General features: G+C 50.6%; 27 protein-coding genes. 16 read left to right on the top strand and 11 right to left on the bottom strand.

Annotated elements, in window-relative coordinates:
* Positions 1 to 17: 17 nt before the first annotated feature.
* The gene (locus tag ACJAZW_RS05625) at positions 18 to 1,493 is read right to left on the bottom strand and encodes an aminotransferase class V-fold PLP-dependent enzyme (RefSeq protein WP_415155913.1); all 1,476 of its coding nucleotides are present in this window, start codon (positions 1,491 to 1,493) and stop codon (positions 18 to 20) included.
* Positions 1,477 to 2,313, bottom strand: coding sequence for a class II glutamine amidotransferase (locus ACJAZW_RS05620; RefSeq protein ID WP_415155911.1), 837 nt, complete (start codon positions 2,311 to 2,313; stop codon positions 1,477 to 1,479). The genes ACJAZW_RS05625 and ACJAZW_RS05620 overlap by 17 nt, the downstream gene beginning before the upstream one ends.
* 73 nt (positions 2,314 to 2,386) lie before the next feature.
* Between ACJAZW_RS05620 and ACJAZW_RS05615 the strand changes: the two genes are divergently transcribed.
* On the top strand, positions 2,387 to 2,851 hold the full coding sequence (locus tag ACJAZW_RS05615; protein ID WP_415155909.1) for an Lrp/AsnC family transcriptional regulator: 465 nt from the start codon (positions 2,387 to 2,389) through the stop codon (positions 2,849 to 2,851).
* Between the two features lie 126 nt (positions 2,852 to 2,977).
* On the top strand, positions 2,978 to 3,901 hold the full coding sequence (locus tag ACJAZW_RS05610) for a DnaJ C-terminal domain-containing protein (RefSeq protein WP_415155907.1): 924 nt from the start codon (positions 2,978 to 2,980) through the stop codon (positions 3,899 to 3,901).
* A gap of 22 nt (positions 3,902 to 3,923) precedes the next feature.
* On the opposite strand, the gene ACJAZW_RS05605 is transcribed toward ACJAZW_RS05610, so the two are convergent.
* Entirely contained in the window at positions 3,924 to 4,877 is a 954-nt protein-coding gene (locus tag ACJAZW_RS05605; protein ID WP_415155905.1) for an L-threonylcarbamoyladenylate synthase, read from the bottom strand.
* Positions 4,878 to 4,950: 73 nt separating this feature from the next.
* Here ACJAZW_RS05605 and ACJAZW_RS05600 point away from each other — a divergent pair, with 73 nt between their 5' ends.
* From ACJAZW_RS05600 to ACJAZW_RS05580, 5 genes are all read left to right on the top strand, one after another.
* On the top strand, positions 4,951 to 5,928 hold the full coding sequence (locus ACJAZW_RS05600; protein WP_415155903.1) for a histone deacetylase family protein: 978 nt from the start codon (positions 4,951 to 4,953) through the stop codon (positions 5,926 to 5,928).
* On the top strand, positions 5,925 to 6,173 hold the full coding sequence (locus tag ACJAZW_RS05595) for an exodeoxyribonuclease VII small subunit (RefSeq protein WP_415155901.1): 249 nt from the start codon (positions 5,925 to 5,927) through the stop codon (positions 6,171 to 6,173). Before ACJAZW_RS05600 ends, ACJAZW_RS05595 begins: the two co-directional genes overlap by 4 nt.
* Positions 6,174 to 6,175: 2 nt before the next feature.
* On the top strand, positions 6,176 to 6,394 hold the full coding sequence (locus tag ACJAZW_RS05590; RefSeq protein WP_415155899.1) for a DUF6500 family protein: 219 nt from the start codon (positions 6,176 to 6,178) through the stop codon (positions 6,392 to 6,394).
* Positions 6,395 to 6,481: 87 nt separating this feature from the next.
* Complete coding sequence (locus tag ACJAZW_RS05585; RefSeq protein ID WP_415155897.1) at positions 6,482 to 7,084, top strand: SCO family protein; 603 nt, start codon at positions 6,482 to 6,484, stop codon at positions 7,082 to 7,084.
* On the top strand, positions 7,077 to 7,817 hold the full coding sequence (locus tag ACJAZW_RS05580) for a TlyA family RNA methyltransferase (protein ID WP_415155895.1): 741 nt from the start codon (positions 7,077 to 7,079) through the stop codon (positions 7,815 to 7,817). The genes ACJAZW_RS05585 and ACJAZW_RS05580 overlap by 8 nt, the downstream gene beginning before the upstream one ends.
* Positions 7,818 to 8,137: 320 nt before the next feature.
* Here ACJAZW_RS05580 and ribB read toward each other — a convergent pair whose 3' ends face one another.
* From ribB to ACJAZW_RS05560, 4 genes are all read right to left on the bottom strand, one after another.
* On the bottom strand, positions 8,138 to 9,235 hold the full coding sequence (gene ribB, locus ACJAZW_RS05575) for a 3,4-dihydroxy-2-butanone-4-phosphate synthase (protein WP_415155893.1): 1,098 nt from the start codon (positions 9,233 to 9,235) through the stop codon (positions 8,138 to 8,140).
* Positions 9,228 to 10,337 carry a chorismate synthase gene (aroC, locus tag ACJAZW_RS05570; RefSeq protein WP_415155891.1) on the bottom strand — a complete coding sequence of 370 codons (1,110 nt, stop codon included), beginning with the start codon at positions 10,335 to 10,337 and terminating at the stop codon, positions 9,228 to 9,230. Before aroC ends, ribB begins: the two co-directional genes overlap by 8 nt.
* A gap of 106 nt (positions 10,338 to 10,443) precedes the next feature.
* Positions 10,444 to 11,055 carry a histidine phosphatase family protein gene (locus tag ACJAZW_RS05565; protein WP_415155889.1) on the bottom strand — a complete coding sequence of 204 codons (612 nt, stop codon included), beginning with the start codon at positions 11,053 to 11,055 and terminating at the stop codon, positions 10,444 to 10,446.
* 52 nt (positions 11,056 to 11,107) lie between these two features.
* On the bottom strand, positions 11,108 to 11,905 hold the full coding sequence (locus tag ACJAZW_RS05560; RefSeq protein WP_415155888.1) for an enoyl-ACP reductase: 798 nt from the start codon (positions 11,903 to 11,905) through the stop codon (positions 11,108 to 11,110).
* Positions 11,906 to 12,012: 107 nt separating this feature from the next.
* On the opposite strand from ACJAZW_RS05560, the gene ACJAZW_RS05555 reads away from it, so the two are divergent.
* A complete protein-coding gene (locus ACJAZW_RS05555) occupies positions 12,013 to 13,431 on the top strand; it encodes an FAD-binding oxidoreductase (RefSeq protein WP_415155887.1) in 1,419 nt (472 codons plus the stop codon).
* 261 nt (positions 13,432 to 13,692) lie between these two features.
* Here ACJAZW_RS05555 and ACJAZW_RS05550 read toward each other — a convergent pair whose 3' ends face one another.
* From ACJAZW_RS05550 to ACJAZW_RS05540, 3 genes are read right to left on the bottom strand one after another with little or no spacing between them, the layout of a single operon-like run.
* Positions 13,693 to 14,445 (bottom strand): SOS response-associated peptidase, encoded by a 753-nt coding sequence (locus ACJAZW_RS05550; RefSeq protein ID WP_415155886.1) that lies wholly within the window; start codon positions 14,443 to 14,445, stop codon positions 13,693 to 13,695.
* 59 nt (positions 14,446 to 14,504) lie between these two features.
* Positions 14,505 to 14,900, bottom strand: coding sequence for a VOC family protein (locus tag ACJAZW_RS05545; protein ID WP_415155885.1), 396 nt, complete (start codon positions 14,898 to 14,900; stop codon positions 14,505 to 14,507).
* Positions 14,901 to 14,924: 24 nt separating this feature from the next.
* Positions 14,925 to 15,821, bottom strand: coding sequence for a DMT family transporter (locus ACJAZW_RS05540; RefSeq protein WP_415155884.1), 897 nt, complete (start codon positions 15,819 to 15,821; stop codon positions 14,925 to 14,927).
* Between the two features lie 119 nt (positions 15,822 to 15,940).
* On the opposite strand from ACJAZW_RS05540, the gene ACJAZW_RS05535 reads away from it, so the two are divergent.
* From ACJAZW_RS05535 to ACJAZW_RS05510, 6 genes are all read left to right on the top strand, one after another.
* Positions 15,941 to 16,372, top strand: coding sequence for an Lrp/AsnC family transcriptional regulator (locus ACJAZW_RS05535; RefSeq protein ID WP_415155883.1), 432 nt, complete (start codon positions 15,941 to 15,943; stop codon positions 16,370 to 16,372).
* Entirely contained in the window at positions 16,369 to 16,779 is a 411-nt protein-coding gene (locus tag ACJAZW_RS05530; RefSeq protein ID WP_415155882.1) for an NUDIX domain-containing protein, read from the top strand. The genes ACJAZW_RS05535 and ACJAZW_RS05530 overlap by 4 nt, the downstream gene beginning before the upstream one ends.
* A gap of 93 nt (positions 16,780 to 16,872) precedes the next feature.
* Positions 16,873 to 17,886: a DUF3179 domain-containing protein gene (locus ACJAZW_RS05525; RefSeq protein ID WP_415155881.1), complete on the top strand. Its 1,014-nt coding sequence runs from the start codon at positions 16,873 to 16,875 to the stop codon at positions 17,884 to 17,886.
* A 68-nt stretch (positions 17,887 to 17,954) separates the two neighbouring features.
* Positions 17,955 to 18,332 carry a TIGR02301 family protein gene (locus ACJAZW_RS05520; protein ID WP_415155880.1) on the top strand — a complete coding sequence of 126 codons (378 nt, stop codon included), beginning with the start codon at positions 17,955 to 17,957 and terminating at the stop codon, positions 18,330 to 18,332.
* A 91-nt stretch (positions 18,333 to 18,423) separates the two neighbouring features.
* Positions 18,424 to 18,684 (top strand): hypothetical protein, encoded by a 261-nt coding sequence (locus ACJAZW_RS05515; RefSeq protein WP_415155879.1) that lies wholly within the window; start codon positions 18,424 to 18,426, stop codon positions 18,682 to 18,684.
* Between the two features lie 70 nt (positions 18,685 to 18,754).
* Positions 18,755 to 19,426, top strand: a complete 672-nt coding sequence (locus ACJAZW_RS05510; protein WP_415155878.1) for a hypothetical protein — start codon at positions 18,755 to 18,757, stop codon at positions 19,424 to 19,426.
* 10 nt (positions 19,427 to 19,436) lie between these two features.
* Here the strand turns inward: ACJAZW_RS05510 and ACJAZW_RS05505 are convergent, their stop codons facing one another.
* Positions 19,437 to 20,768, bottom strand: coding sequence for a dihydroorotase (locus tag ACJAZW_RS05505; RefSeq protein ID WP_415155877.1), 1,332 nt, complete (start codon positions 20,766 to 20,768; stop codon positions 19,437 to 19,439).
* 89 nt (positions 20,769 to 20,857) lie between these two features.
* On the opposite strand from ACJAZW_RS05505, the gene ACJAZW_RS05500 reads away from it, so the two are divergent.
* Both ACJAZW_RS05500 and ACJAZW_RS05495 read left to right on the top strand, forming a co-directional pair.
* Positions 20,858 to 21,646, top strand: coding sequence for a YgfZ/GcvT domain-containing protein (locus ACJAZW_RS05500; protein WP_415155876.1), 789 nt, complete (start codon positions 20,858 to 20,860; stop codon positions 21,644 to 21,646).
* 33 nt (positions 21,647 to 21,679) lie between these two features.
* A complete protein-coding gene (locus tag ACJAZW_RS05495) occupies positions 21,680 to 22,294 on the top strand; it encodes a hydrolase (RefSeq protein ID WP_415155875.1) in 615 nt (204 codons plus the stop codon).
* Positions 22,295 to 22,485: the final 191 nt, after the last annotated feature.

Genomic DNA, 22,485 nt, shown 5'->3' with positions numbered 1-22,485 from the left:
ACAAATTTGCACCTACATCAGGAACGACAAACAACGCCCTCTATGGCATTTGTTGGGTTCAGTTCTTGGTGATGTAAATAGCTTCCTGTGGCCGCATCAAAGACATAATCATCAACATAATTGCTCGCACTATTGGCCAATTCGGTCACTGATTCAATGATGAAATTCGCTTTTTCATCGCTCAGCAAATAACTGAAATTCAAACGCACCCAGCCAGAACGCGCGAGCAGATTACCATGTTTTATCTCATGCCGCATGGCAGCCGATTGATCGGCGTCAATTCCAAGCAATTCGTGCCCATATGGACCAGCGCATGCACATCCGCCACGCGCCTGAATGCCATAAAGATCGGACAACATGCGTGTGAACATTTGCTCCTGAATATAATTACCGCTGGCATCAAGGACCTGAAACGAGAATATTGGAAGCCGTTCTGCGGTGGGGTGGCCAAGAATTTTTATGCGATCACAGGCGCCCCAAATTGCCAGCGCACGTTGCCTAAGCTCAGCTTGTCGTTTGGCAAGGAACTCAGATCCAACGGCATCCTTCACCAAAAACACAAGCGCTGCGCGAATGTCGCCGATAATGTTGGGTGTGCCCGCTTCTTCTCGTGCAGATAGCGATTTAAGGTAATCATGACCCCATGGCGAAACATAGGCGACCGTTCCGCCGCCTGGCCAACTGGGGCGATTTGTTGTGCTTAGTTTATTTTTGACCACCAAAATTCCCGAGGCGGCCGGACCGCCCGGATATTTGTGCGCCGACAGAACCAATGCGTCAATCTCGATGTCATTATCAGGGCGCACTGAAACCGGTAGATACGGTGCGCCGCCCGCGTAATCCCAAATTGCCAGAGCGCCGTTATTTTTCAATAGGCGTGTCACCTCGCCCACATTGGTCAATATCCCAGTAACATTTGACGCTGCAGAAAAAGAGCCAATTTTTAACGCACATTCTTTGTGCATATCTAGTTTGCGCTGTAAAACCGCCAAATCAGGACCACCATCTTTGGCCTCTGGAATTGTCACAATTTGCGCACCGGTCTCCCGCCATGGCAAAATGTTAGAATGGTGCTCATATGGGCCAATAAAAACGACAGGGTTCATACCCGCTCTTACCGCGTCTTCAACACCAAGTATTTTCACCAGGCGGTTCACAGCAGCGGTTGCACCGGAACCTGCGAAAATGACCGAATAATCTTCCCCAGCGTCCATCGATGCCGCTATTATAGCGCGCGCTTCTTCGCGCATCTGTGTCATATATCCCCCGCAATAGGACGAGCGCGTGTGCGAGTTCGCGTAATAGGGCAATATGTTGTTGGACACAAAATCTTCGATCGGTTTCAGTGCGCGGGCAGACGCGACATAGTCTGCATAGACGAGCTTTTTGACACCAAATGGCCCCGGAATGGCAATGCCGTCACCAATCAATCCAGCACGCAAATCTTCGATCAGATTGTCCGAGTTCAAGGTGGCTTTAAATTGCTCGAACATATTGATGTACCTCATCAAACAAAATTTCAGTTTCAATAGTCGTGTTCTGATCGGCATTGCGTGACAGGCAAATCAAGGAATTGGGTTCAATTTCTTGCCAATTCTGCGTCTCACCATCCAGTGGCTCTGAGGCCAGCAAAATATTGCCGTCCATATCGCGTTTGTAGAGCGAGGGCGCATATGCATCCGTCGACCAGCGCACAGCCCAAACCTGATCTCCATTTGTCACTGAAAATGTCGCGCGAAACGGGTCTTTGATTTCTTGCTCCGCGCAAACGGCGACAATCGTGCGCAATGTTGTCCGGATGGCGTTTTTTGGATCATCAAACAGCCCGTTGGTCACCAAGAGGCAGTACATCAATTCGCTGTCTGTGGTGCCCTGCATTGACGCGTAAGCTGTTTCACTCAGGACCTGTTGTAGCTGGCGCTGCACTTTGCCAAATTCACCAATTTGACCATTGTGCATGAACAACCAATTCTCCATGCGAAATGGATGGCAATTCACATATGTATTCGGCGCGCCGGTTGATGCGCGAACATGGGCAAAAAACAGTTTTGCTTTCACTTGCGTTGTCAGTTCGCGCAGGTTTGGGTCGGCCCAGGCCGGACCTGCATTGCGATATAGGCCAGGGCATTTGTGTTCACTATACCAACCAAGACCGCCGCCATCGCCGTGAACGCCTAGTTTGGCCTTATGCGAATGTTGAGCCTGCGCGCACAATGAGCGCGGCCCGTCATATAGAAATTCATTAATGTAAGTGGGTTGCCCCAAATAGGCGATCCAGCGACACATAGGTCCCTCATATTTTCGATATCGCATGATATCATCGAGTTTTCGTGTATTTTCACCATTTTACTTGCATTAAGTGTCATTTTTGTTGTCATATGATCGGATGAATGGGATAAAATTAGATCGATATGACATTGCAATCTTGCGAATCTTGCAGCGCGATGCTTCAGTATCGCAGCGCGAACTTGCAGGGCTTGTAAACCTTTCACAAAACGCTTGCTGGCGGCGCATCAATTCATTGCGTGAGGGTGGGTTGATTCTCAACCAAACCATGATGCTTAACCGCAAACTGCTCGGGCTAGGCTTGGTGGTTTTTGTGATGTTAAAAACGCGACATCATTCCGCCGAATGGCTGGAAACGTTTCGCCGGCATGTTTCAACCATTCCAGAGGTTGTCGATTTTTACCGCATTGGTGGCGATTACGATTATTTTCTCAAAGTGATAACCAACGACATGGACAGCTATGATGATGTGTATCAAAGGCTGATTTCCAAGGTAGAATTGGATTCTGTAACGTCATACTTCGCTATGGAGGCAATTGAAGAGCAGCGCCCGCTGCCGCTTTAGATCAGAGCAAATGCTGCTAGACTGGACAATGTGGCTTTGGATCGCCATATATGACGCAACTTATGAGAATATCCGCATGGCCACACTTCAAATGCGCCATGTGTTGGTTGGAGAGAATTGTTAAAAATGCGTGATCCTTACAGTGTATTGGGTGTACCAAGGTCCGCGAGCGATAAAGACATAAAGTCTGCATACCGAAAACTCGCCAAGACTTATCACCCCGATCAAAACAAAGACGACCCAAAAGCTCAGGCAAAATTTACTGAAGCTTCAAACGCCTATGATTTTTTATCAGACAAGCAAAAGCGCGGCCAATATGATCGCGGAGAACTTGATGCTGATGGCAATCCTAAAATGGCCGGATTTGATTTTTCCGGATTTGGCGGTGGTCAACGCGGGGGACAACGCAGTGCCGGTGGTTTTGGCGGCAGCGCCGGAATTAATCCAGAGGACATCTTGAAAGAATTTATGGGCGGTCTTGGTGGCGGCCAACGTGGCGGCGCTGGTCCAATGGGTATGGGCAGCAGCGGGCGTTCGGCAAAGGGCCAAGATGTCAAAGTTGGCCTAAAAGTCACGCTTGAACAGATTCACGCCAGACAGCCGATACCCGTGCGCTTGCCAAACGGCAAAACCCTTTCTGTGAACCTGCCATGGCCATTAGAGAGCGGCCAGCAAGTTCGCTTAAAAGGGCAAGGTGACGCGCCACCATATGGCGGCAGCAAGGGCGATGTTTTGGTGAGTGTGCGTTTGATGCCGCACCAGCATTTCCGCAAAGATGGCGAAAACCTTCGTGTTGACGTGCCGTTAGCACTGTATGAAGCCGTTTTGGGCGGCAAGGTTCGCGTACCGACGCTTTCTGGCGCAGTAGAGCTCAATATCCCCGCCGGGGTTGATACGTCTAAAGCCATGCGCCTAAAAGGCAAAGGCCTATTCGGCGAAGGTGATTTATACGTTAACTTGCGTATTAAATTGCCTGAAGAAAGCGACCCAGATCTTGAAAGCTTGATGCGGTTTTGGCGCGACCAAAAGCCATATAATCCACGCGACTAGGCCCCACATTCCGTGAGTGTGCCTAAAGTGCTCTATCGGCAGCAGCTCTAGTCAACCGATCATTGATGGCGATGCCAATCCCTTCATTGGGAATGGGGGCGACAGCTATGGTCGGCGCTCCAGTTGCGTCTAGTTCGCGCAAATATTGGAATAGGTTTTTTGCCGCTTCCGCCAAATCAGACGAAGGTGAAAGATTGCGGGAACTCGCACCCACACCTGCAATTGTTCCAAATCCCAAAAATGCTTCTTCACCACTTGGCTTGGTCACGTTAAGGCGCACGCTCGCGTTGGGTGCATAGTGGGATTTCAGCATGCCGGGCGCGACAACTTTGTTGCTTTGAGGCAATTCAACAACCAAACCCGTTGCGGCTGTTACCATCTCAGCTGAGATGCTTCCGGGGCGCAACAAGACGATGCGATTATCGAGCACAGCCAAAATTGTTGATTCGACACCCGCTTCACACGCGCCGCCATCAACAACAGGCACAGTATTTTTGAAGCCCTCGATAACATGCTGGGCAGAAGTTGGTGACAGTTTGCCGGAGGGATTTGCGGAAGGCGCGGCCACAGGTTGTGCAAACTTCAATAACAGCTCACGTGCCAGTGGGTGCTTAGGCAAGCGGATCGCAACCGTTTCTAACCCAGCTGTCACAAGATCAGAAATTTTCGCGCTTTGTTTTTTGGGCAATACCAACGTCATCGGTCCCGGCCAAAACGCGGCGGCCAACTCGTGCGCCAACGGGCTAAAATCAGCGATTGATTGTGCCATGCCCATGTCGGCGCAATGCACGATCAGCGGGTTGAACTTTGGACGACCTTTTGTCTTAAATATCTTGAGGACCGCATCATCATTAAACGCAGCTCCAGCCAGCCCATAAACTGTTTCTGTAGGCATGGCGACAACAGCGCCGTTATTCAAATGTTCAACAGCTTCATTTACTGAGACCGGAAATGGGTATAGATGGCGTTCATTCATTTGCGCTGTTTGACAATTGAAGTGCGCCGCGTCAAGGATCATAATGGTTTGGCGCGCAATGTTAGGGAAATAAATGTCGAGCCTTTTGATCACGCAACCGCACGGTTTGGAACATGTAACGCCGCCCGGGCACCCCGAAAGCGCGGACAGATTACGGCGTTTGAACAAGGTATTTGCACTCCCGCAATTTGCAGACATAGACCGAAAAGAAGCAGCGTGTGCTGGGCTTGAGTTTGCGTTGGAAGTTCACCCCAAGGCCTATATTGATCAGCTCAAAACATTGCGCCCGGTTGAAGGCATGTCGCAAATCGATGGCGACACCTATATTTCCAAAGAATCTTTGGGCGCTGTGATGACCGCTATGGGCGCAGGACTTGATGCGCTGGACGAAGTTTTGGCCGAGCGTAATCAGAATGCATTTTGTGCCATTCGACCGCCCGGCCACCATGCTGAGCGCGAAGCACCAATGGGCTTTTGTCTCGTCAATACAATCGCTATTGTGGCCCGCATTGCCCAGCAAAAAGGCTTAGAACGGATCGCCATCGTTGATTTTGATGTGCATCACGGCAATGGCACGCAGGACATATTCTATCATGACAAGAACGTGCTTTACGCTTCTACTCATCAGATGCCACTTTTCCCCGGCACTGGCGCAAAAAACGAAACCGGCGCGGGCAATATTTTCAACGCGCCGCTGCGTGAGGGCACCGATGGCACGGATATGAAACAGGCCTATAAAGAGGTCATTCTTCCCGCCATCAACAATTTCAACCCGGACATTATTTTGGTTTCCGCTGGATTTGACGCTGACTATCGCGACCCGCTTGCTGGCCTAAATTGGGTTCCCAACGATTTTGCGTGGATCACGGGCAAATTGATGGACATTGCAGGCAAGCGTTGCGATGATCGAATCATATCACTTTTAGAAGGCGGATATGATCTTGACGGATTAGGCCAAGGTGTTGCGGCGCATTTGTCGATGCTGGCACATGGGGTAAGTGGCCCGGCCATTGATCATATAAGATTTGACCAAGAGGAGCATTTTGGGTGAGCGAAGACCAAAAAGCAGTCATAGAAGCACTAAGTTTTGAAGCGGCACTGACAGAGCTGGAACAGATTGTCGGCAAACTTGAAGGCGGCCAAGCCCCTTTGCAAGAATCCATCGACATTTATGAACGGGGTGGCTTACTCAAAGCCCATTGCGAAAATCTGTTGCGCAAAGCGGAAGCACGGATCGAAAAAATCACCCTTGATCGCGATGGCAACCCGACGGGCACTGCGCCGCTGGACGAATAGCGGTGCGCAGCAGTCTAAGAGCCAAAGTTATCGAGGTTTGTGACGCAAAGATTGCGCAGAAGGGTGAAGGCGTTGGCCTGTCATTCTATGCGTTCTTTAAGAATAAAAACGATGATGCCGAGCTTTTAATGGAAGCCGCGACATGGTGGATATCGACGCACAAACTTGATCACTTTGAAAAAGCGAACAAAATCAAAACCATGGTTTTGGCTGGTGAATAATTTGTGATGTGTTTGGCGCTTTGGTCGCATCGGCAAGCTCATCTGATCGGCATAGATTGTGCCAAAATTCTTTATCTGAGGTAGAATATGTCACTCGCACGCGTTCGTTTGGTCCTTTGGGGACTTGTGGTCATCGCCGGTATTACTTTCACGCTGTTTGCTATTTATCCGCAGAACCAACCAAAAAGACCGCAGGCGGTGCGTTTTGGTGGCGACTTCACCATGCAACGCGCGACGGGTGGCGAATTCACTGAAGCCGACTTCGTTGGCAAACCGACCATGTTGTTTTTTGGCTATACTTTTTGCCCAGATGTTTGCCCAACAACGCTATATGAAAGCACCACATGGCGTACAGAACTTGGCTTGACCGGGGACGATATACAGATCGTTTTCGTTTCTGTTGATCCAGCGCGCGATACGCCAGAACTATTGGCATCATATCTCACGTCCTTTGGTGATGATTTGATTGGACTGACTGGCACGCAAGCACAAGTTGACCACATCAAAAAGGCGTTTGGTATTTACTCTGAAAACGTAAAAAGCGAAGGCGCTTCGGAATATCTGGTCAATCACACGGCCACGTTGTTCCTGCTGGATAAGAGCGGCGATTTGTTTGGCACAATCGGGTTTGGCGAAGCCAAAGACAACGCCGTGGCCAAACTCAAACGATTGATGGACAGTAATGGTTAGTGCACCGCATCGGCTTGATGTTGCATTGGAGAAACGCGGACTTTGCCGTTCGCGCGCCCGGGCACGTGATGCGATAGTGCGCGGCACGGTCACGGTCGACGGCAATGTGGTCACCAAGCCGGGCTTTCGCGTCACCGCTCAAATGCAAATCTCCGTCGACGACCCGGCTGGTGAATATGTTTCTCGATCTGCTCTAAAACTTAAGGCTGGTTTGGACGCTTCTGGCATCAATGCTGCAGGCAAAATCTGTTTGGACCTTGGCGCATCGACTGGCGGATTTACGCAGGTATTGTTAGAACATGGCGCTGCAAAGATCTTTGCGGTGGATGTTGGGCACAGTCAGCTTGATCAACGAATCGCATCTGATCATCGGGTGATCCAACTCGACAAAACCAATGCGACCGCGCTCACTTCTGAATTGATCCCGGACCCAATCGACTTAGTTGTTTGTGACATCAGCTTTGTGTCGTTGGTGAAAGTATTGGCAGCACCATTAGCGCTTTGTCGCTCTGGTGCTGACGCTATCTTATTGTTCAAACCTCAGTTTGAAGTTGGGCGCGAGCATGTGGGAAAAGGTGGTATTGTCACTGATCAAAGCGCGATTGATGCCGCACTAGAAACTCTTAAAACCTTCATGGAAGAACAAGGTTGGCAAGACAAATTGATGCTCCCATCGCCCATTACAGGCGCTGACGGCAACCAAGAATTTTTGCGAGTCTTTTCAAAACGCTAGCTTTTAACGCTCAACTTGAGATTCAGATTGAACAACTAGAAATTAGTGATTCAAACTAGGGTCTGAACTCAATTGAGCAATGATCTGGACAGCAGTTCAATTTTGATCAGATTTAGGCGAAATCGGCCGAATTGACTTGCTGTCAATGAGGATATTTCAACGACAAACTGGCAAAATTGAATGCTGCCTTTCGGGTTGGATGCAAAACAGGCTGCTTCAGCGTCGAAAAGCCTCACCGATGTGAAAATCGCTTTCGTTTCTCTCCTCAAATCAGTCTATTTTGCACCCAATCCAGACCTTTTCTCAATTCAGTCCAGACCCTAGTCACTTATATTGATTTCCGAAATCTTCAAACCAAAACCATCTAGGCCCACATAGTGCCGGTTTTTGGTGGCTTGAAGCTTGATTGAACGCACGCCCAAATCCTTCAGAATCTGAGCCCCAAGGCCGATTTCGCGCCACTCTTCTTCCCGATCAAGCGCGCTAATATGATCTTCATCTTCGCGCTGATGTTTGGCAGATGACGCAGCGACACCGGTTGAGCCCTCGCGCAGATAAACAAGGATGCCGTTGTCGCCTTCGGCCAGTTCTTTGATTGCACCGTTCAGTGCTTCACTGTCACCAAAAACATCGGTCAGAATATTCTCGCGCTGGAAGCGCACTGGAATATCTTCGCCTGTATCAATGTCCCCAAATACAACGGCCAAATGTTCGACCCTGTCAAACGGCGTGCGGTAAGCATAGGCGGTGGCACGTCCAGCAATTGTGTCCATTGGAAACGTCGCCATGCGGATGACGATTTTCTCGCGGCGCTGGCGATATGCAATCAGATCGGCAACAGAAACAAGCACCAATTTGTGCTCGTCTGCGAAGGCTTTTACCTGATCGCCACGTTTTACCGTGCCATCGTCATTGACCAATTCACAGATCACGCCAACTTCTGGTTGGTTGGCCAAACGGCAAAGATCAACCGCAGCTTCCGTATGGCCCGAACGCAACAGCACCCCGCCCTTTTTGGCAACCAACGGAAACACATGGCCGGGACGCGCGAAGTCGTTGGCGCCCATATTATCATTTGCCAAGGCGCGAACTGTCGCGGTGCGATCTTCTGCTGAAATGCCCGTGGTCGTGCCGTGTTTCACGTCAACTGTAATGGTGAAGGCGGTGCCAAGCGGCGCATTATTGCTGGCAACCATAGGGTCAAGATGCAGTTTTTGTGCGATATCAGGTGTCACTGGCGCACAAACAATGCCGCAAGTATTGCGAATAATGAAGGCCATTTTCTCTGGCGTTGCGGCCGCAGCCGCCATCACCAAATCGCCTTCGTTCTCGCGGTCATCGTCGTCAGTGACCACAACCATTTCGCCCGCCGCGATTGCCGCTATGGCTGCTTCAACTCGTTGATCTAACTCATTCATGGCCAATGCCACCTTCTCTGCCTGTTTGGGCGCGATGACGCAGCAAATGATCTGCCAGCACCAGCGCCATCATTGCTTCACCAACCGGCACGGCGCGAATGCCCACACATGGGTCATGGCGGCCTTTGGTGATGATGTCAGCGTTTTGATTTTTTTCGTCAACGGTTTGGCGCGACACCAGAATTGATGATGTCGGTTTCACCGCAAAACGCACGACAACCGGGTCTCCATTCGAGATGCCCCCAAGAATGCCGCCCGCATGATTGGAGAGGAAGTAAGGCCGTTCTTGCCCTGCCCGCATCTGATCGGCGTTTTCAACGCCTGTCAGTTCTGCGGCTTCAAAACCAGCACCAATTTCTACTGCTTTGACCGCATTTATCGACATCATGGCAGATGCGAGGTCTTGGTCAAGCTTGCCGTAAACAGGCGCGCCGAGGCCAACGGGCACATTTTCAGCCACCACTTCAATCACTGCCCCAACAGACGAGCCATCTTTGCGGATGCCATCAAGATATGCCGCCCACTCAATTGCCGCCACCGGATCGGCGCAAAAGAATGGATTGTTGTTCACTTCGTCCCAATCAAAGCGGGAATAGTTGATTTTGTGTGGTCCGACTTGCACCAAAGATGCGCGGATTTTGATGTCCGGCACAACCAGCTTGGCAACAGCCCCTGCGGCAACCCGCGCTGCTGTTTCGCGCGCTGATGAACGCCCGCCACCACGATAATCGCGGATGCCGTATTTTTGGTGATAGGTGAAGTCCGCATGGCCCGGGCGATATTTATCGCGGATATCACCATAGTCTTTAGAGCGCTGATCGGTGTTTTCGATCATTAGGGAAATCGGCGTTCCGGTGGTGCGTTGACCATTGGTGCGGTCATCTTCAAACACACCAGACAAGATTTTCACTTCGTCTGCTTCGCGGCGCTGGGTCGTATATTTCGATTGGCCCGGCTTACGACGATCAAGGTCACGCTGGATGGTTTTAACGTCGATGGCCAAGCCAGCAGGACACCCGTCAATCACCACACCAAGTGCAGGCCCGTGACTCTCGCCCCATGTGGTAAACCGAAACAGATGGCCGAATGAGTTATGTGACATTGAGCGCCCGAATTTTGATGTTTGCTTAGGAGCGTTTGTTCTAGGTGGCGTCTGACATTTGGTCAAGCGCACTTCGCTCAGGGCCGTTCAACCTAAGTTGAAGCAATTATCCGCCAAACTGTTCGAACTTGCCGCCACAGAATTGCATGACTTTGTCTTGCGGTGCGGGCCAATTGTCTAATTCGGCACGCGCGGTGCCGGCTAAATAATGCCGCAGCGCCCGCGCCACACCGCCATGCGACACAACGACGGATGGCTTCGTCAATTGCGCGCCAAACGCTGAGAGCCGCGCTATGAGCATTTCGTAATTTTCACCCTCTGGCGGCAAATGGTCCCATTTAGACTTGTTGCGCGCTGCAAATTCATTTGGAAAATCCTTGGCCATTTCAGAAAGCAGCGCGCCTTCAAGAATGCCGAATGATATTTCTTTCAGCCGTTCATCATAGGTAACTGACGGCAAATCGTTGTCGAATTGAGATCGCACGAGCTGCATGGTTTCTTTGGTGCGCCCAAGGGGAGAAGCATACCAATCCAGCGACACCGGGTCTGTTCCCTGATCTTTAAGCGCGGCGCACAGTGTTTTGCCATTTTGCACCGCCTGAGCGCGGCCAAAATCGTTCAACGGAATATCGCGCTGCCCTTGGAAACGTTGTTCTTTGTTCCAATCCGTCTGGCCGTGCCGAATAAAATAGAGAAGAGGCCACTGGTCGCTGGGCATAAAACACCAATAATTCTAAGGGAGTAGCTGCCCGGTTGGGCAGCCCCCAAGATTAGTCTTCTTTTTTCAAAACTGACATGCCCATGATGTTGTAACCGCTATCCACATAATGAATTTCACCAGTTACACCTGACGACAGGTCAGACAGTAAATACATGCCCGCATTGCCAACTTCATCTGTTGACACGTTGCGACGCAAGGGAGAATTGGCTTCGCCATAGGCGAGCATTTTGCGGAAATCGCCAATGCCAGATGCGGCAAGGGTTTTGATCGCGCCAGCAGATATGCCGTTTACCCGAATGCCTTCAGGGCCAAGGTCTGCGGCAAGGTAGCGAACTGACGCTTCCAAAGCCGCTTTAGCTACGCCCATTAGATTATAGTTCGGAATAACTTTTTCAGCGCCATAATAGGACAGTGTCAGAATTGAGCCGCCATCTTTCATCAGGCCGTAAGCGCGTTTGGCGACGGCAACCAATGAGAAGGCTGAGATTTCCATGGAGTGTTTGAATTGCTCAACTGTGGTATCGATGTAGCGGCCTTCAAGTGCGGATTTATCGGCGAATGCAATCGCATGCACCAAAAAGTCGATCTTGCCCCATTTTGCTTCGATATCTGCAAATGCTTTATCGAGCGCTTCCGGGTTTGTGACGTCGCACTCGACAACCAAATCAGAACCAACTTCGGCCGCAAGCGGGTCAACACGGCGTTTAAGCGCTTCGCCTTGATAGGTGAAGGCCAACTCAGCGCCTTGGCTGGCTGCAGCTTTTGCGATGCCCCATGCGATTGAGCGATTGTTCGCTACGCCCATGATTACACCGCGTTTGCCTTGCATCAGGTTGCCGTCAGTCATAATTGCACTCCGAAAATAAATAATCTTGATTTGGGTTTTGACACAGGCAGGCGAAACGGGCAAGTTTTCCAAACGAATGTTCCCCCGAAAGATGCAGAAGATTTCCCATGACCGCACCAAATGCAATGCTTGAAGCCCTCACCGAATTGCTCGGGGCGCAGAATGTCATCGCCGAATCAGCATCAATGGCGCCTTTCACCGATGAACCGCGACGGCTTTATCATGTGGCTCCTTCGCTCGTCGTCACACCGACGAGTGTCGTAGACGTGCAAAAAGTAATGGTTTGGGCGAACAAAAATGGCGTCGCTATTATCCCGCAGGGCGGCAACACAGGACTTGTCGGTGGTCAAGTGCCTATTGAAGGTGGCGAGGTCATCCTTTCACTGAAAAAGCTCAAAGCTATACGTGACGTGGATGCGGCGACGAACGTGATGGTGGTTGAAGCTGGCACGACAGTTCTTGAGGCGCAACAAATCGCGGAGAAACAAAATCGATTGTTCCCTTTATCTTTGGGTTCTGAAGGTTCGTGCCAAATTGGCGGCATCCTTTCAACAAACGCGGGCGGCACCGCGGTTTTGGCCTATGGCAATTCGCGCGACCTTTGCTTGGGCGTTGAAGCGGTGCTTGCGGACGGTCGGCTTTACAATGGCTTATCGAAATTGCGCAAAGACAATACAGGCTACGACCTCAAAGACTTGCTGGTTGGCGCAGAGGGCACACTTGGCATCATCACGGCGGCGTCACTCAAGTTATTTCCGCGCCCCACAACCTATGAGACTGCCCTTTTGAACATTGAGAACCCGCAAGCTGGGGTCGACGTTTTGGAAATGGTGCGGCGGAAGTCCGGCAACAAGGTTACCTCATTTGAACTGCTGCCCACGCTTGGCATTGACTTGCAGTTGAAACATGGGCTTGCGGAACGCGACCCCCGCGCCAGCGCAGCGCCTTGGCATATTTTGATGGAATTCTCATTGTTTGACGGCGAAGAACCCGGTGCGTTGATGGCAACACTTGAAGCCTTATTTGAAGCTGAACTGATCAGCGACGCGTCAGTGTGTAGCTCAATTGCCGACCGCAAAATGATGTGGTTGATGCGTGAAAACTATGCTGAGTGTCAAACGCGCGAAGCCGATGGCATCAAACATGATGTCTCGGTCGCGGTCAAAGACGTGCCTCAACTCATCGAGCGGTGTGATATTGCCGCTGAAAAAACCATTCCGGGCATCCGCTCGTTCGCTTTTGGTCATATGGGCGATGGTAATATCCATTACGACTTCTTGGCACCAATCGACATGCCAAAGGGCGAAATACGCGGCCATTCGGCAGCGCTACATGAAGCGGTGTATGAAATTGTTGATGATCTAAAAGGTTCAATTTCTGCCGAACACGGCATTGGCCAAATGAAAGCGCCAATGTTGCAACGCAAGAAAGACCCAGTGGCGCTCGAAATGATGTATTCGATCAAGCAAGCACTTGATCCCAAAGGCATCCTCAACCCCGGCAAAATGTTGGTGCGGCGCGGCTAGGGCCTGGACTCAATTGAGAAAAGGTCTGGATTGGATGTAAAATAGACTGATTTGAGGAGAGAAACGAAAGCGATTTTCATATCGGTGAGGCTTTTCGACGCTGAAGCAGCCTGTTTTGCACCCAACCCGAAAGGCAGCATTCAATTTTGCCAGTTTGTCGTTGAAATATCCTCATTGACAGCAAGTCAATTCGGCCCATTTCGCCTAAATCTGATCAAATTTGAACTGCTGTCCAGATCATTTCTCAATTGAGTTCAGACCCTAGAACAAATCCATTTGGCCATTTGATGGCTTGGGTTTGGGCTTAGGCGTTTCGGGGCCGCTATCCGCTTTTTCGCCTTTCGGGACCAGCGTGATCGGTTTGATCAGCTCTTCGCCTTCGTTGCGCGCATTGTTGACTTGTTTTGAGACCGGATAGGTTTTCATCCCCACTTTGTCGAGCGGCCGCACAAGTTTTAGGGCTTCTTTTGCGGTCACAGATTTGGTGTCTAGCCAGAGGTCAGTTTGCTCTTCATCCAAATGCACCGGCGTCCGGTGGTGGATTTTGGCCAGCGCTCCCGTCGCCTCTTGGGTCAAAATTGCCATCGAGTCAATTTCTTCGCCATTTGGCCCTTCCCAAGTCGAGAAAATCCCTGCAAGCGACAGTAATTGACCGTCGCTCTTGGAGATATGGAACGGCTGCTTCTCGCCGCCTTCGCGCAACCACTCGTAATATCCACTGGCGGGAATGACGCAGCGTTGGTTTTTGATCGAAGACTTAAACGCAGGTTTTTCCATGATCGTTTCAACCCGTGCATTGATCAAAACTGAAAACTCACGCGGGTCTTTCACCCAATGCGGCACAAGTCCCCATCGCATCAGAACGCCATCACGGCCTGCGGGCATGTTTACGATAGTGAGCACGGGCTGAGTTGGCGCAATATTGTAGCGTGGCGGAAAAGGAATGCCGCCCTTGGTCTTAAACACTCTATTGATTTCAACGCGCGTGTCGTTGAGATCCAGTCGTCCGCACATGTTTCTCACTCGGCTGGTTTCAACTATGCTGCGCCAGACAAAGCGCAATTTCAAGCGTGCTATTGGGGTTTGGGCTCAATCAAATCCCATTTGTTGCCAAATGGGTCTTGAAAAACCACAACTGAACCATAAGCCTCATGGCGCGGGCTTTCCAAAAAGATGACACCAGCTTGCTCCATTTTGACAAAATCGCGCTGAAAGTCGTCGGTGTTTAGAAACAAAAACACTCGGCCTCCTGCTTGAGTTCCAATCGACGCAGCTTGATCGCTACCGTCTGCTTTTGCGAGCAGCAATTTGGTTTCTTTGCTTCCTGGCGGCGCAACAGTCACCCAACGCTTCGTGGGAGACATCTGGGTGTCTTCGACGAGCGTAAAACCGAGACAGTTTACATAAAAATCGATAGCTTGGTCGTAATCTGGCACGACCAAGCAAATTGCTGAGATAAATTGTTTCATTCTGGAGATTAATCAGATTCGCGATCAACTCGCATTGGTAACTGACTTAAATCGCGGCAATTTCCACCCCAACGTCATCGCACATGCGGCAAACAAAATCGCAGCTGAGCCAATCCATTGACCCGCTGTAAGTTGCCGATCAAAGGCGAAATAATCCACCGCGATGGCGGCCACTGGATAAACGAACGACAGTGCGCCGGTAAGCGAAGTCGTTAGTTTTTGAAACGCGTCATACATGATGATGTACATGATGGTGGTGCACAAAATCCCTAGGGCGAGCACGCTGGTCCATTGGGTTGCTGTTTCAGGCTGAATGGCCCAGTTGGCCAACGGTGCGAGCACAATTGAACCAACAGTTACATGCATCAATGCGACCAGATGCGGTGGTGTGCCTTTGAGTTGTTTTACCAAAATGACCGTTACCGCATATAGAAAAGCTGCACCAAGCGACATAGCGACGCCCAGCAGATAATCCGTTCCTCCGGCTTCACCGCCCATCCGCGCCGTTACAACAAAGATCATGCCAACAAATGCGACCGCTAGCCACATCAGCTTGCTAAGCGTAACCTTTTCCGACAGAAAAATTGCGCCCAATGCAACCAGCATGAAGGGCTGCGTATGATATGTGACCGTGGCAATTGTGATTGACGCTTTGGAAAAAGCTGAAAACAGCAGCACCCAGTTGGTCACCACGGTGACACCGCTGATCCCGCCCAAAATGAGAACGCGTTTCGTGAAGTTTTCGCGTTTGAGAAAACCGAGCATCCAGCAGATAACCAACAACGTTCCCGCGCCCAAAAGACTACGAAACCAAACCACGTTTAGGATGGGTAATTCTGAGACAACGACAAAATAGCCGATGGTGCCAGAAATCAACATGGCGGCGATCATTTCGATGACACCAAGAGTAGAGCTTTTCATTTGCATTTTCCTTTTGTTGGCTCCACAATAATTCGACGCATTGAGCTTGAGAATGGGCCGCGTTAGGAATAACTAACGCTTCACCTCACAATATCATGCAAATGAGCCGGAACGCCTAAATGGATAAAATAGACAGAACAATCATTGAAATCTTACATGCCGACTCAAAGACGCCGCTGAAAGCACTTTCCGCAGCAGTTGGATTGTCGTCGCCCAGCACATCGGAACGTTTGAAACGCCTAGAGGAACGCGGGGTGATTGGCGGCTACACTTTGCGTGTGGACCACAGCCAGCTTGGATATCCTTTGCGCGCCGTTGTGCGGATCAACCCGATGCCGGGCAAACTGCAAATGGTACAAAAACTTATTGTCGATACTGCAGAAATTGTGGAGTGTGATAAGGTGACCGGCGACGACTGTTTTGTGTGCAAGCTCTATCTGAAATCGATTGAGCAGTTGGATTTGATCCTTGATAGAATCTCCGAACACGCCCAAACTAACACCTCGATTGTCAAAGCATCACCAGTGAAGAGGCGACTACCCCCGCTATGAGCCCGACATCCGGCGACCCCACACTCGTTGTAAGTGCTGCCCTATTTGATGGGGATCGAGTTTTGCTGATTGAACGCTCGAACCCGCCATATAAGGGCCTTTGGAGTTTGCCGGGCGGGCGCGTTGAGCCCGGTGAAGAGCTGATTGACGCCATTCGGCGCGAATTGCTTGAAGAGACAAATCTGGTCGCTGAGCAATTGCAATTCGTTCATACACTCAGTTTTGATGTTCCCCGCCATGAGCTGCATGTTTTTGCTGGCTACGCGGATATTGATCACGCCGTTGCGCTAGATGATGCTTCTGCTACCGCTGTGATCGGCATTGATGACATCCATCGTTGTCACACAACCCCCAATTTGGATGTTTCTGTGAAGGCTGCATGGGCGGCGCTTTTGCAGGCAAAGTAAGCGCCTCGCACTCATTCATCACACAACAGTTACCATGCTTGAATTGTGGCCGGTGCCATATTATTGCACCATGCCAGAAATCGGGAGGCAACTATGTTAATTGGACGATTTGCACGTATTTTAGCGGTCATGGCCATAAGTGCTGGTGGCTTTGGTATCAACTCAGCTTTGGCGCAAGATACAAATCTTTATGAAGCGCAAGAAACGCCTGGGCGTTGGATTGCTGAAGGGTGGTCAACAGATTTTTCTCGCGCAACCATACCTTTTTGGGATGTGACGGACGTTATTGGACGTGACAATATTCCCTCGATTGACGAACCGCAGTTTGAGAACGCATCAAACAACATCATTATTCCGGGCAATGAGCCCGTTATTGGTTTTGAACTTAATGGAGATGCACGCGCCTACCCCTTGCGCATCATGATGTGGCACGAAATCGTCAACGACGAAGTTGGCGGCGTCCCCGTTGCGGTGACATTTTGCCCATTATGCAACACATCAATCGTGTTTGACCGACGCATTGACGACACGGCTGTAACATTTGGAACATCGGGCAAACTGCGGAACTCTGACCTGATTATGTATGATAGGCCAACCCAAAGCTGGTGGCAGCAATTCGATGGAAAAGCCTTAGCGGGGGTGCATGCGGGCAAAAAACTAAAAGCCTATCCTTCACGCTTGATGAGCCTTGATCTGTTCAAGCAAGAATACCCAAATGGAAAAATGTTATTGCCCGACCCACGCCGCATCTCGCAGCTTGGCCGTAACCCATATGCTGGATATGATAGTTCGTTCCAACCATTCTTGTTCCGTGGCGAAATGCCGGAAGATATTAATGGCATGGTGCGCGTAATTCTTGTCCAAGGCGACAATCCATTCGCTGTTGCTTTGCCAAAACTAAGCAAAGACGGCGTATTCACAAAAGACGGTCTGGAATTCCGCTGGAGCGCGGGCCAAGCTTCGGCACTTGATACTGGGAAAATCTCAGATGGACGCGACGTCGGCAATATTGAAGTTGTTGATAAGGATGGAAACCCAGTGGTGCACGAAATTACTTTCGCATTTGCGGCGCGTGCGTTCTTGCCTGAGCTGGAAATTATCCAGTAGAATTGACGACTTGAGATTGCCCTGTTCCTCTGGCACAAGAGGCTTGTGGGATTTGGTAAGGGTGGATCGTGGGACTTTTAATCTTCAAACGTGTGGTTTTCGCTGCGATCATTGTTTTGATCGCGGCGTTTGACGCTTATGCCGTGGACCCGCCCTACCAGAAGGATTTGGAGCGGTTTGCTACAATTATGGGTGCACTTTATCACCTTGACGATCTATGTGTCGGGTCGGGCAATAATTGGCGGGACGAATTTGCCGAGTTGATGGATCTTGAAGAAGTAAATGATGACCGACGCGCGCGGCTAACCGCTTCATTTAATGACGGATATGCCGATTTCAATCGGCTGCATGTTCGCTGCACGCCAAATGCGCGATTGGCCATCGAACGGTTCGTTGTGGAGGGGGCTGCAATCGCCAAAAACATTCACTCACGGTTCGCTGAATAAAGTTTTCCCGCCTATGTTAACCTTTTGATCATTTCTGTAGTTACCTGCACGAGACTGCGTGTTACACCTCGGCTGTCAGGAGTAACGATTTATGTTTCACCACGAAAACAGTCAGGCGCTTTTTGAGCGCGAGGACGAGGCACGTAAACGCGCACTGCAATATTTGGCAGAAGCGTGGCGCAATGCTGAAGGCGAAGAAGTGAAAACTGAGGCGTTGGCACATGCAGCTCTGTTTGCAGGGCTTGCTACCCTTGTCGAGTTGTACGGCGAGACCGCAATTTCAGAATTGATGAAGCGAATTCCGGACAAAGTCATTCAAGGCGAATACACGGTTGACCGGACCATCCAATAATTACTGCCCAAATGACAAACATTGTGCCAAACTATCGGTGAATGCAGAAAGGGGAAACGGTGGTGGTCACATGATGATAAAGATGTTTCGCCTACGGCAATGTTTCGCCGCTTTTGTGCTCAGTTTAATGCTATCTTCGTCGGCATTCGCCTATTCTACATCACCCGTTGAAAATCCTGAACCGGGCAATGCTGTTGACGGCGAGCAGTTTGGCGATGATGAACGTATCATTTTGCCAGAAGCACCAGAGCGCGCTGAACGCCAAGGCTACCAAAACCTTGAGGTTCATCGTGACGACGTCAATTTGCCGCCTGCAGTTTTAAGCGCACGCGATGAATTAATAGCGGCAGCCAAAACTGGCGACATCGAATTGTTGCGCGCGATCATAAAACGGCAAGCCAATCCGCCTGTGCTTTCGTTTGGTGATCCAGCTGACCCAATCGAATTCTTGCGTCAATCATCCAATGATGGTGAGGGTCGCGAGCTATTGGCCATCATGATTGAATTGTTGGAAGCACCTTATTCAATCATGCCCGCAGAAAATGGTGAGCCAGAAATCTATGTTTGGCCCGCCTATGCAACCAACGATTTAGAAAACCTCAGCCCCGCAGAACTGATTGATGTCTACAAAATCATCAGCCATCAGGACTTAGAAGAAATGCAACTTTTTGGTGGCTGGTATTTCTTCCGCGTTGGCATAGATGCAAATGGCGAGTGGCGATATTTCGTAGCAGGCGATTAACCCGGGCCACCTAATTCGCCAACGACTCGGTGAACAATATCGGTTCGCCCTTATGCGCAGCAAGCATTTCCCCGTCCCACATTACTTTGTGACCACGCAATATGGTGCCAACCGGCCAGCCTGTGACTTCAACGCCATCGTAGGGCGTCCAGCCCGGTTTAGACGCAATCCAGGCATTATCAATGACCTGCTTGCGGTTCAGGTCAACAATGGTCAGGTCAGCATCATAACCAACCGCAATTCGCCCCTTGCCCGCAATTTGGAACAGACGGTTCGGGCCATGGCTGGTCATATCGACAAAACGCTCGAGTGTCATTTTGCCCTTATTGACATGGTCAAGCATTACCGGAACCAGAGTTTGAACACCAGTCATGCCAGAAGGCGACTTGGGATAAGGTTGATCTTTTTCTTCTTTGGTGTGCGGCGCATGGTCTGAGCCCAAAATGTCGGCAATGCCGGCATCAACACCGTCCCAAATGCCTGCACGGTGATGCGCATCACGCACTGGTGGGTTCATTTGTACATAGGTGCCGAGTTTGTCGTACGACGTTTCATCCAACGTCAGGTGATGCGGGGTCACTTCGACGCTGGCCAAATCTTTGTGTTCCGCTAGAAGTGCCATTTCGTCAGCGGTCGAGATGTGCAGCACGTGGATGCGTTTGCCGGTCTTTTTTGACAATGCCAACAGGCGTTTTGTGCATTTTACAGCAGCCTCCACGTCGCGCCAGACCGGATGGCTTTTGGGGTCGCCTGCAACTTGCAAATGCTTGCGCGCTTCAAGACGCGGTTCATCTTCTGAGTGAAAGGCCGCCCGGCGCGAAATAGCCCTAAGGATTTTTTCGACACCATCATCGTCTTCAACCAATAATGAACCGGTGGACGACCCCATAAACACTTTAACGCCCGCGCACCCGGGCAGCTTTTCCAGCATTGGCAATTGCTCCACATTGTCGTGGGTGCCGCCAATATAGAAAGCAAAATCGCAGTGCATGCGATGTGTCGCGCGTGCGATTTTGTCCTCAAATGTCGCTTTGTCGATGGTTAGCGGATTGGTGTTCGGCATTTCAAAAACACCCGTCACTCCACCCATAATTGCGGCCAAGGAACCTGATTCCAAGTCTTCCTTGTGCTCATTGCCGGGCTCACGAAAATGCACTTGCGTATCGATAACACCTGGTAGGATGTGGAGCCCAGCGCAATCCACCGTTTCAATCGCCTCGCGGCCATTCAGATCGCCAATCTCAGCAATCTTGCCACTTATGACCCCCACATCCGCTTTGGTGACGCCATTGTGATTGGCAATAGTTCCATTGAGAAAAATAGTATCAAATATGGCATTCATGCTGGTGCGTCCTGAAGAAGCTGATATGGGTTGCTTGTATGGGGTTTAACGCGATGCCCGCATCAAGGGCAAGGCAAACGGAGCGATTGATGGGGAAAATTATCAAGTTGGACCGTAGCGCAGTGCAGATTACGGGGCCAGACGCGCCAAAACTGCTGCACGACACGCTCACCTGTAACCTGTCAAGGTCCTTAGAGGGCAAAGCACACTGGTTTGCGTTGTTGGCGCCGCAAGGCAAGATGCTGGTCGAAGGGCTGATATCAGAAACCGAAGGCGGCTTTTTGCTCGACATTCCGGCCGCCGAGCTTGAAAATTTCAGCAAACGTATGCGGCTTTACAAAATGCGCGCAGACGTGACGATTACGCCGCGACAAGATTTGAATGTCGGATGGTCACAATCAGCAAATGCGGCGACGGTCGAAGACGCGCGTCCGGGCATGGGTTTTCGCCTTTATGCGCCAGATGCATCTGGTTGGGAAACTAACCAAGCTCACTACCACCAAGCGCGGATCAGCAGCACGATCATGGAAATGGATAGCGATTTTGATGCCAATAGCCTGTTCCCCCATGATATCGGCATGGATGAGCTTGGCAGCGTCGACTTCAAAAAAGGCTGCTATATTGGGCAAGAGGTTGTCTCGCGCATGCAACATCGTGGCACCGCGCGAAAACGCCCCATTGCCGTGCAAGGCGATGGCCTGAAGGCTGGCGACAACATCCTGCACACCGGGAAAAGTGTTGGCAGCGTAACCTCAAGTGCTGGCAATACTGGTATCGCTTTGGTACGGCTAGATAAGGTCACGGATGCGGATGCCTGTTCTATAAATGATCAGCCGGTGAAGCTTGCCGTACCTTCATGGGCAAGCTACGCTTTTTAGCGATTCTTGAACGCAACTTTCGCTGGACACATTATGGCACGTACACCTCAACGAGCTTGGCAACGGATGTTGTCTGGTCGTCGGTTGGATCTTCTTGACCCCTCACCGCTTGACGTGGAACTAGGTGATATTGCACACGGTCTGGCGCGGGTTGCCCGCTGGAACGGGCAAACCAATGGCGATTATGCATTTTCTGTCGCCCAACATTCTGTGTTGGTCATGCATTTGGCGCAGGCGGCAAAGCCTGATCTGGATGGTAGCGGAAGACTTTATGCGCTTTTGCACGACGCACCTGAATATGTGATGGGCGACATCATCTCACCGCTCAAAGCGGCGATGGGGGGGCAATATAAAGACCTTGAAGACCGGTTGCTGAACGCCATTCATGTGCGGTTTTCCCTCGCGGCCAAAGCACCCGTGGCCACCACCAAACTGATCAAAAAGGCAGACAAGGCAGCTGCCTATTTTGAGGCTGTAAACCTTGCCGGGTTTGAGTCTAGTGAAGCGCGAAAGATTTTTGGTGAGCCGTCTATGGCGAGCTTTGATTTGCCCGGTTTTGACCAGCTTATCCGCCCTTGGCCAATCCATGAGGCCCACGAACAATTTGTTTCCGTTTTTACGTCCATCTTAGGGTCTGGACTGAATTGAGAAATGATCTGGACAGCAGTTCAATTTTAATCAGATTTAGGCGAAATGGGCCGAATTGACATGCTGCCTATCGGGTTGGATGCAAAACAGGCTGCTTCAGCGTCGAAAAGCCTCACCGATATGAAAATCGCTTTCGTTTCTCTCCTCAAATCAGTCTATTTTGCACCCAATCCAGACCTTTTCTCAATTCA

Source organism: Maritalea sp., assembly GCF_047634455.1.
Taxonomy (GTDB): Bacteria; Pseudomonadota; Alphaproteobacteria; order Rhizobiales; family Devosiaceae; genus Maritalea.
The sequence above is the reverse complement of the archived record's forward strand: the minus strand, read 5'-3'. Positions and strand labels throughout refer to the sequence as shown.

What these genes read in the sequence shown, in the direction of transcription:
- ACJAZW_RS05610 (WP_415155907.1), top strand. Translation starts at nt 2,978, where the DNA reads ATGCGTGATCCTTACAGTGTATTGGGTGTACCAAGGTCCGCGAGCGAT.
- ACJAZW_RS05600 (WP_415155903.1), top strand. Translation starts at nt 4,951, where the DNA reads ATGTCGAGCCTTTTGATCACGCAACCGCACGGTTTGGAACATGTAACG.
- ACJAZW_RS05505 (WP_415155877.1), bottom strand. Translation starts at nt 20,768, where the DNA reads ATGAATGCCATATTTGATACTATTTTTCTCAATGGAACTATTGCCAAT.
- ACJAZW_RS05625 (WP_415155913.1), bottom strand. Translation starts at nt 1,493, where the DNA reads ATGTTCGAGCAATTTAAAGCCACCTTGAACTCGGACAATCTGATCGAA.
- ACJAZW_RS05525 (WP_415155881.1), top strand. Translation starts at nt 16,873, where the DNA reads ATGTTAATTGGACGATTTGCACGTATTTTAGCGGTCATGGCCATAAGT.
- ACJAZW_RS05585 (WP_415155897.1), top strand. Translation starts at nt 6,482, where the DNA reads ATGTCACTCGCACGCGTTCGTTTGGTCCTTTGGGGACTTGTGGTCATC.
- ACJAZW_RS05555 (WP_415155887.1), top strand. Translation starts at nt 12,013, where the DNA reads ATGACCGCACCAAATGCAATGCTTGAAGCCCTCACCGAATTGCTCGGG.
- aroC (WP_415155891.1), bottom strand. Translation starts at nt 10,337, where the DNA reads ATGTCACATAACTCATTCGGCCATCTGTTTCGGTTTACCACATGGGGC.
- ACJAZW_RS05500 (WP_415155876.1), top strand. Translation starts at nt 20,858, where the DNA reads ATGGGGAAAATTATCAAGTTGGACCGTAGCGCAGTGCAGATTACGGGG.
- ACJAZW_RS05515 (WP_415155879.1), top strand. Translation starts at nt 18,424, where the DNA reads ATGTTTCACCACGAAAACAGTCAGGCGCTTTTTGAGCGCGAGGACGAG.
- ACJAZW_RS05615 (WP_415155909.1), top strand. Translation starts at nt 2,387, where the DNA reads ATGAATGGGATAAAATTAGATCGATATGACATTGCAATCTTGCGAATC.
- ACJAZW_RS05580 (WP_415155895.1), top strand. Translation starts at nt 7,077, where the DNA reads ATGGTTAGTGCACCGCATCGGCTTGATGTTGCATTGGAGAAACGCGGA.
- ACJAZW_RS05545 (WP_415155885.1), bottom strand. Translation starts at nt 14,900, where the DNA reads ATGAAACAATTTATCTCAGCAATTTGCTTGGTCGTGCCAGATTACGAC.
- ACJAZW_RS05560 (WP_415155888.1), bottom strand. Translation starts at nt 11,905, where the DNA reads ATGACTGACGGCAACCTGATGCAAGGCAAACGCGGTGTAATCATGGGC.
- ACJAZW_RS05495 (WP_415155875.1), top strand. Translation starts at nt 21,680, where the DNA reads ATGGCACGTACACCTCAACGAGCTTGGCAACGGATGTTGTCTGGTCGT.
- ACJAZW_RS05605 (WP_415155905.1), bottom strand. Translation starts at nt 4,877, where the DNA reads ATGAATGAACGCCATCTATACCCATTTCCGGTCTCAGTAAATGAAGCT.
- ACJAZW_RS05620 (WP_415155911.1), bottom strand. Translation starts at nt 2,313, where the DNA reads ATGCGATATCGAAAATATGAGGGACCTATGTGTCGCTGGATCGCCTAT.
- ACJAZW_RS05540 (WP_415155884.1), bottom strand. Translation starts at nt 15,821, where the DNA reads ATGAAAAGCTCTACTCTTGGTGTCATCGAAATGATCGCCGCCATGTTG.
- ACJAZW_RS05565 (WP_415155889.1), bottom strand. Translation starts at nt 11,055, where the DNA reads ATGCCCAGCGACCAGTGGCCTCTTCTCTATTTTATTCGGCACGGCCAG.
- ribB (WP_415155893.1), bottom strand. Translation starts at nt 9,235, where the DNA reads ATGAATGAGTTAGATCAACGAGTTGAAGCAGCCATAGCGGCAATCGCG.
- ACJAZW_RS05535 (WP_415155883.1), top strand. Translation starts at nt 15,941, where the DNA reads ATGGATAAAATAGACAGAACAATCATTGAAATCTTACATGCCGACTCA.
- ACJAZW_RS05550 (WP_415155886.1), bottom strand. Translation starts at nt 14,445, where the DNA reads ATGTGCGGACGACTGGATCTCAACGACACGCGCGTTGAAATCAATAGA.
- ACJAZW_RS05530 (WP_415155882.1), top strand. Translation starts at nt 16,369, where the DNA reads ATGAGCCCGACATCCGGCGACCCCACACTCGTTGTAAGTGCTGCCCTA.
- ACJAZW_RS05510 (WP_415155878.1), top strand. Translation starts at nt 18,755, where the DNA reads ATGATGATAAAGATGTTTCGCCTACGGCAATGTTTCGCCGCTTTTGTG.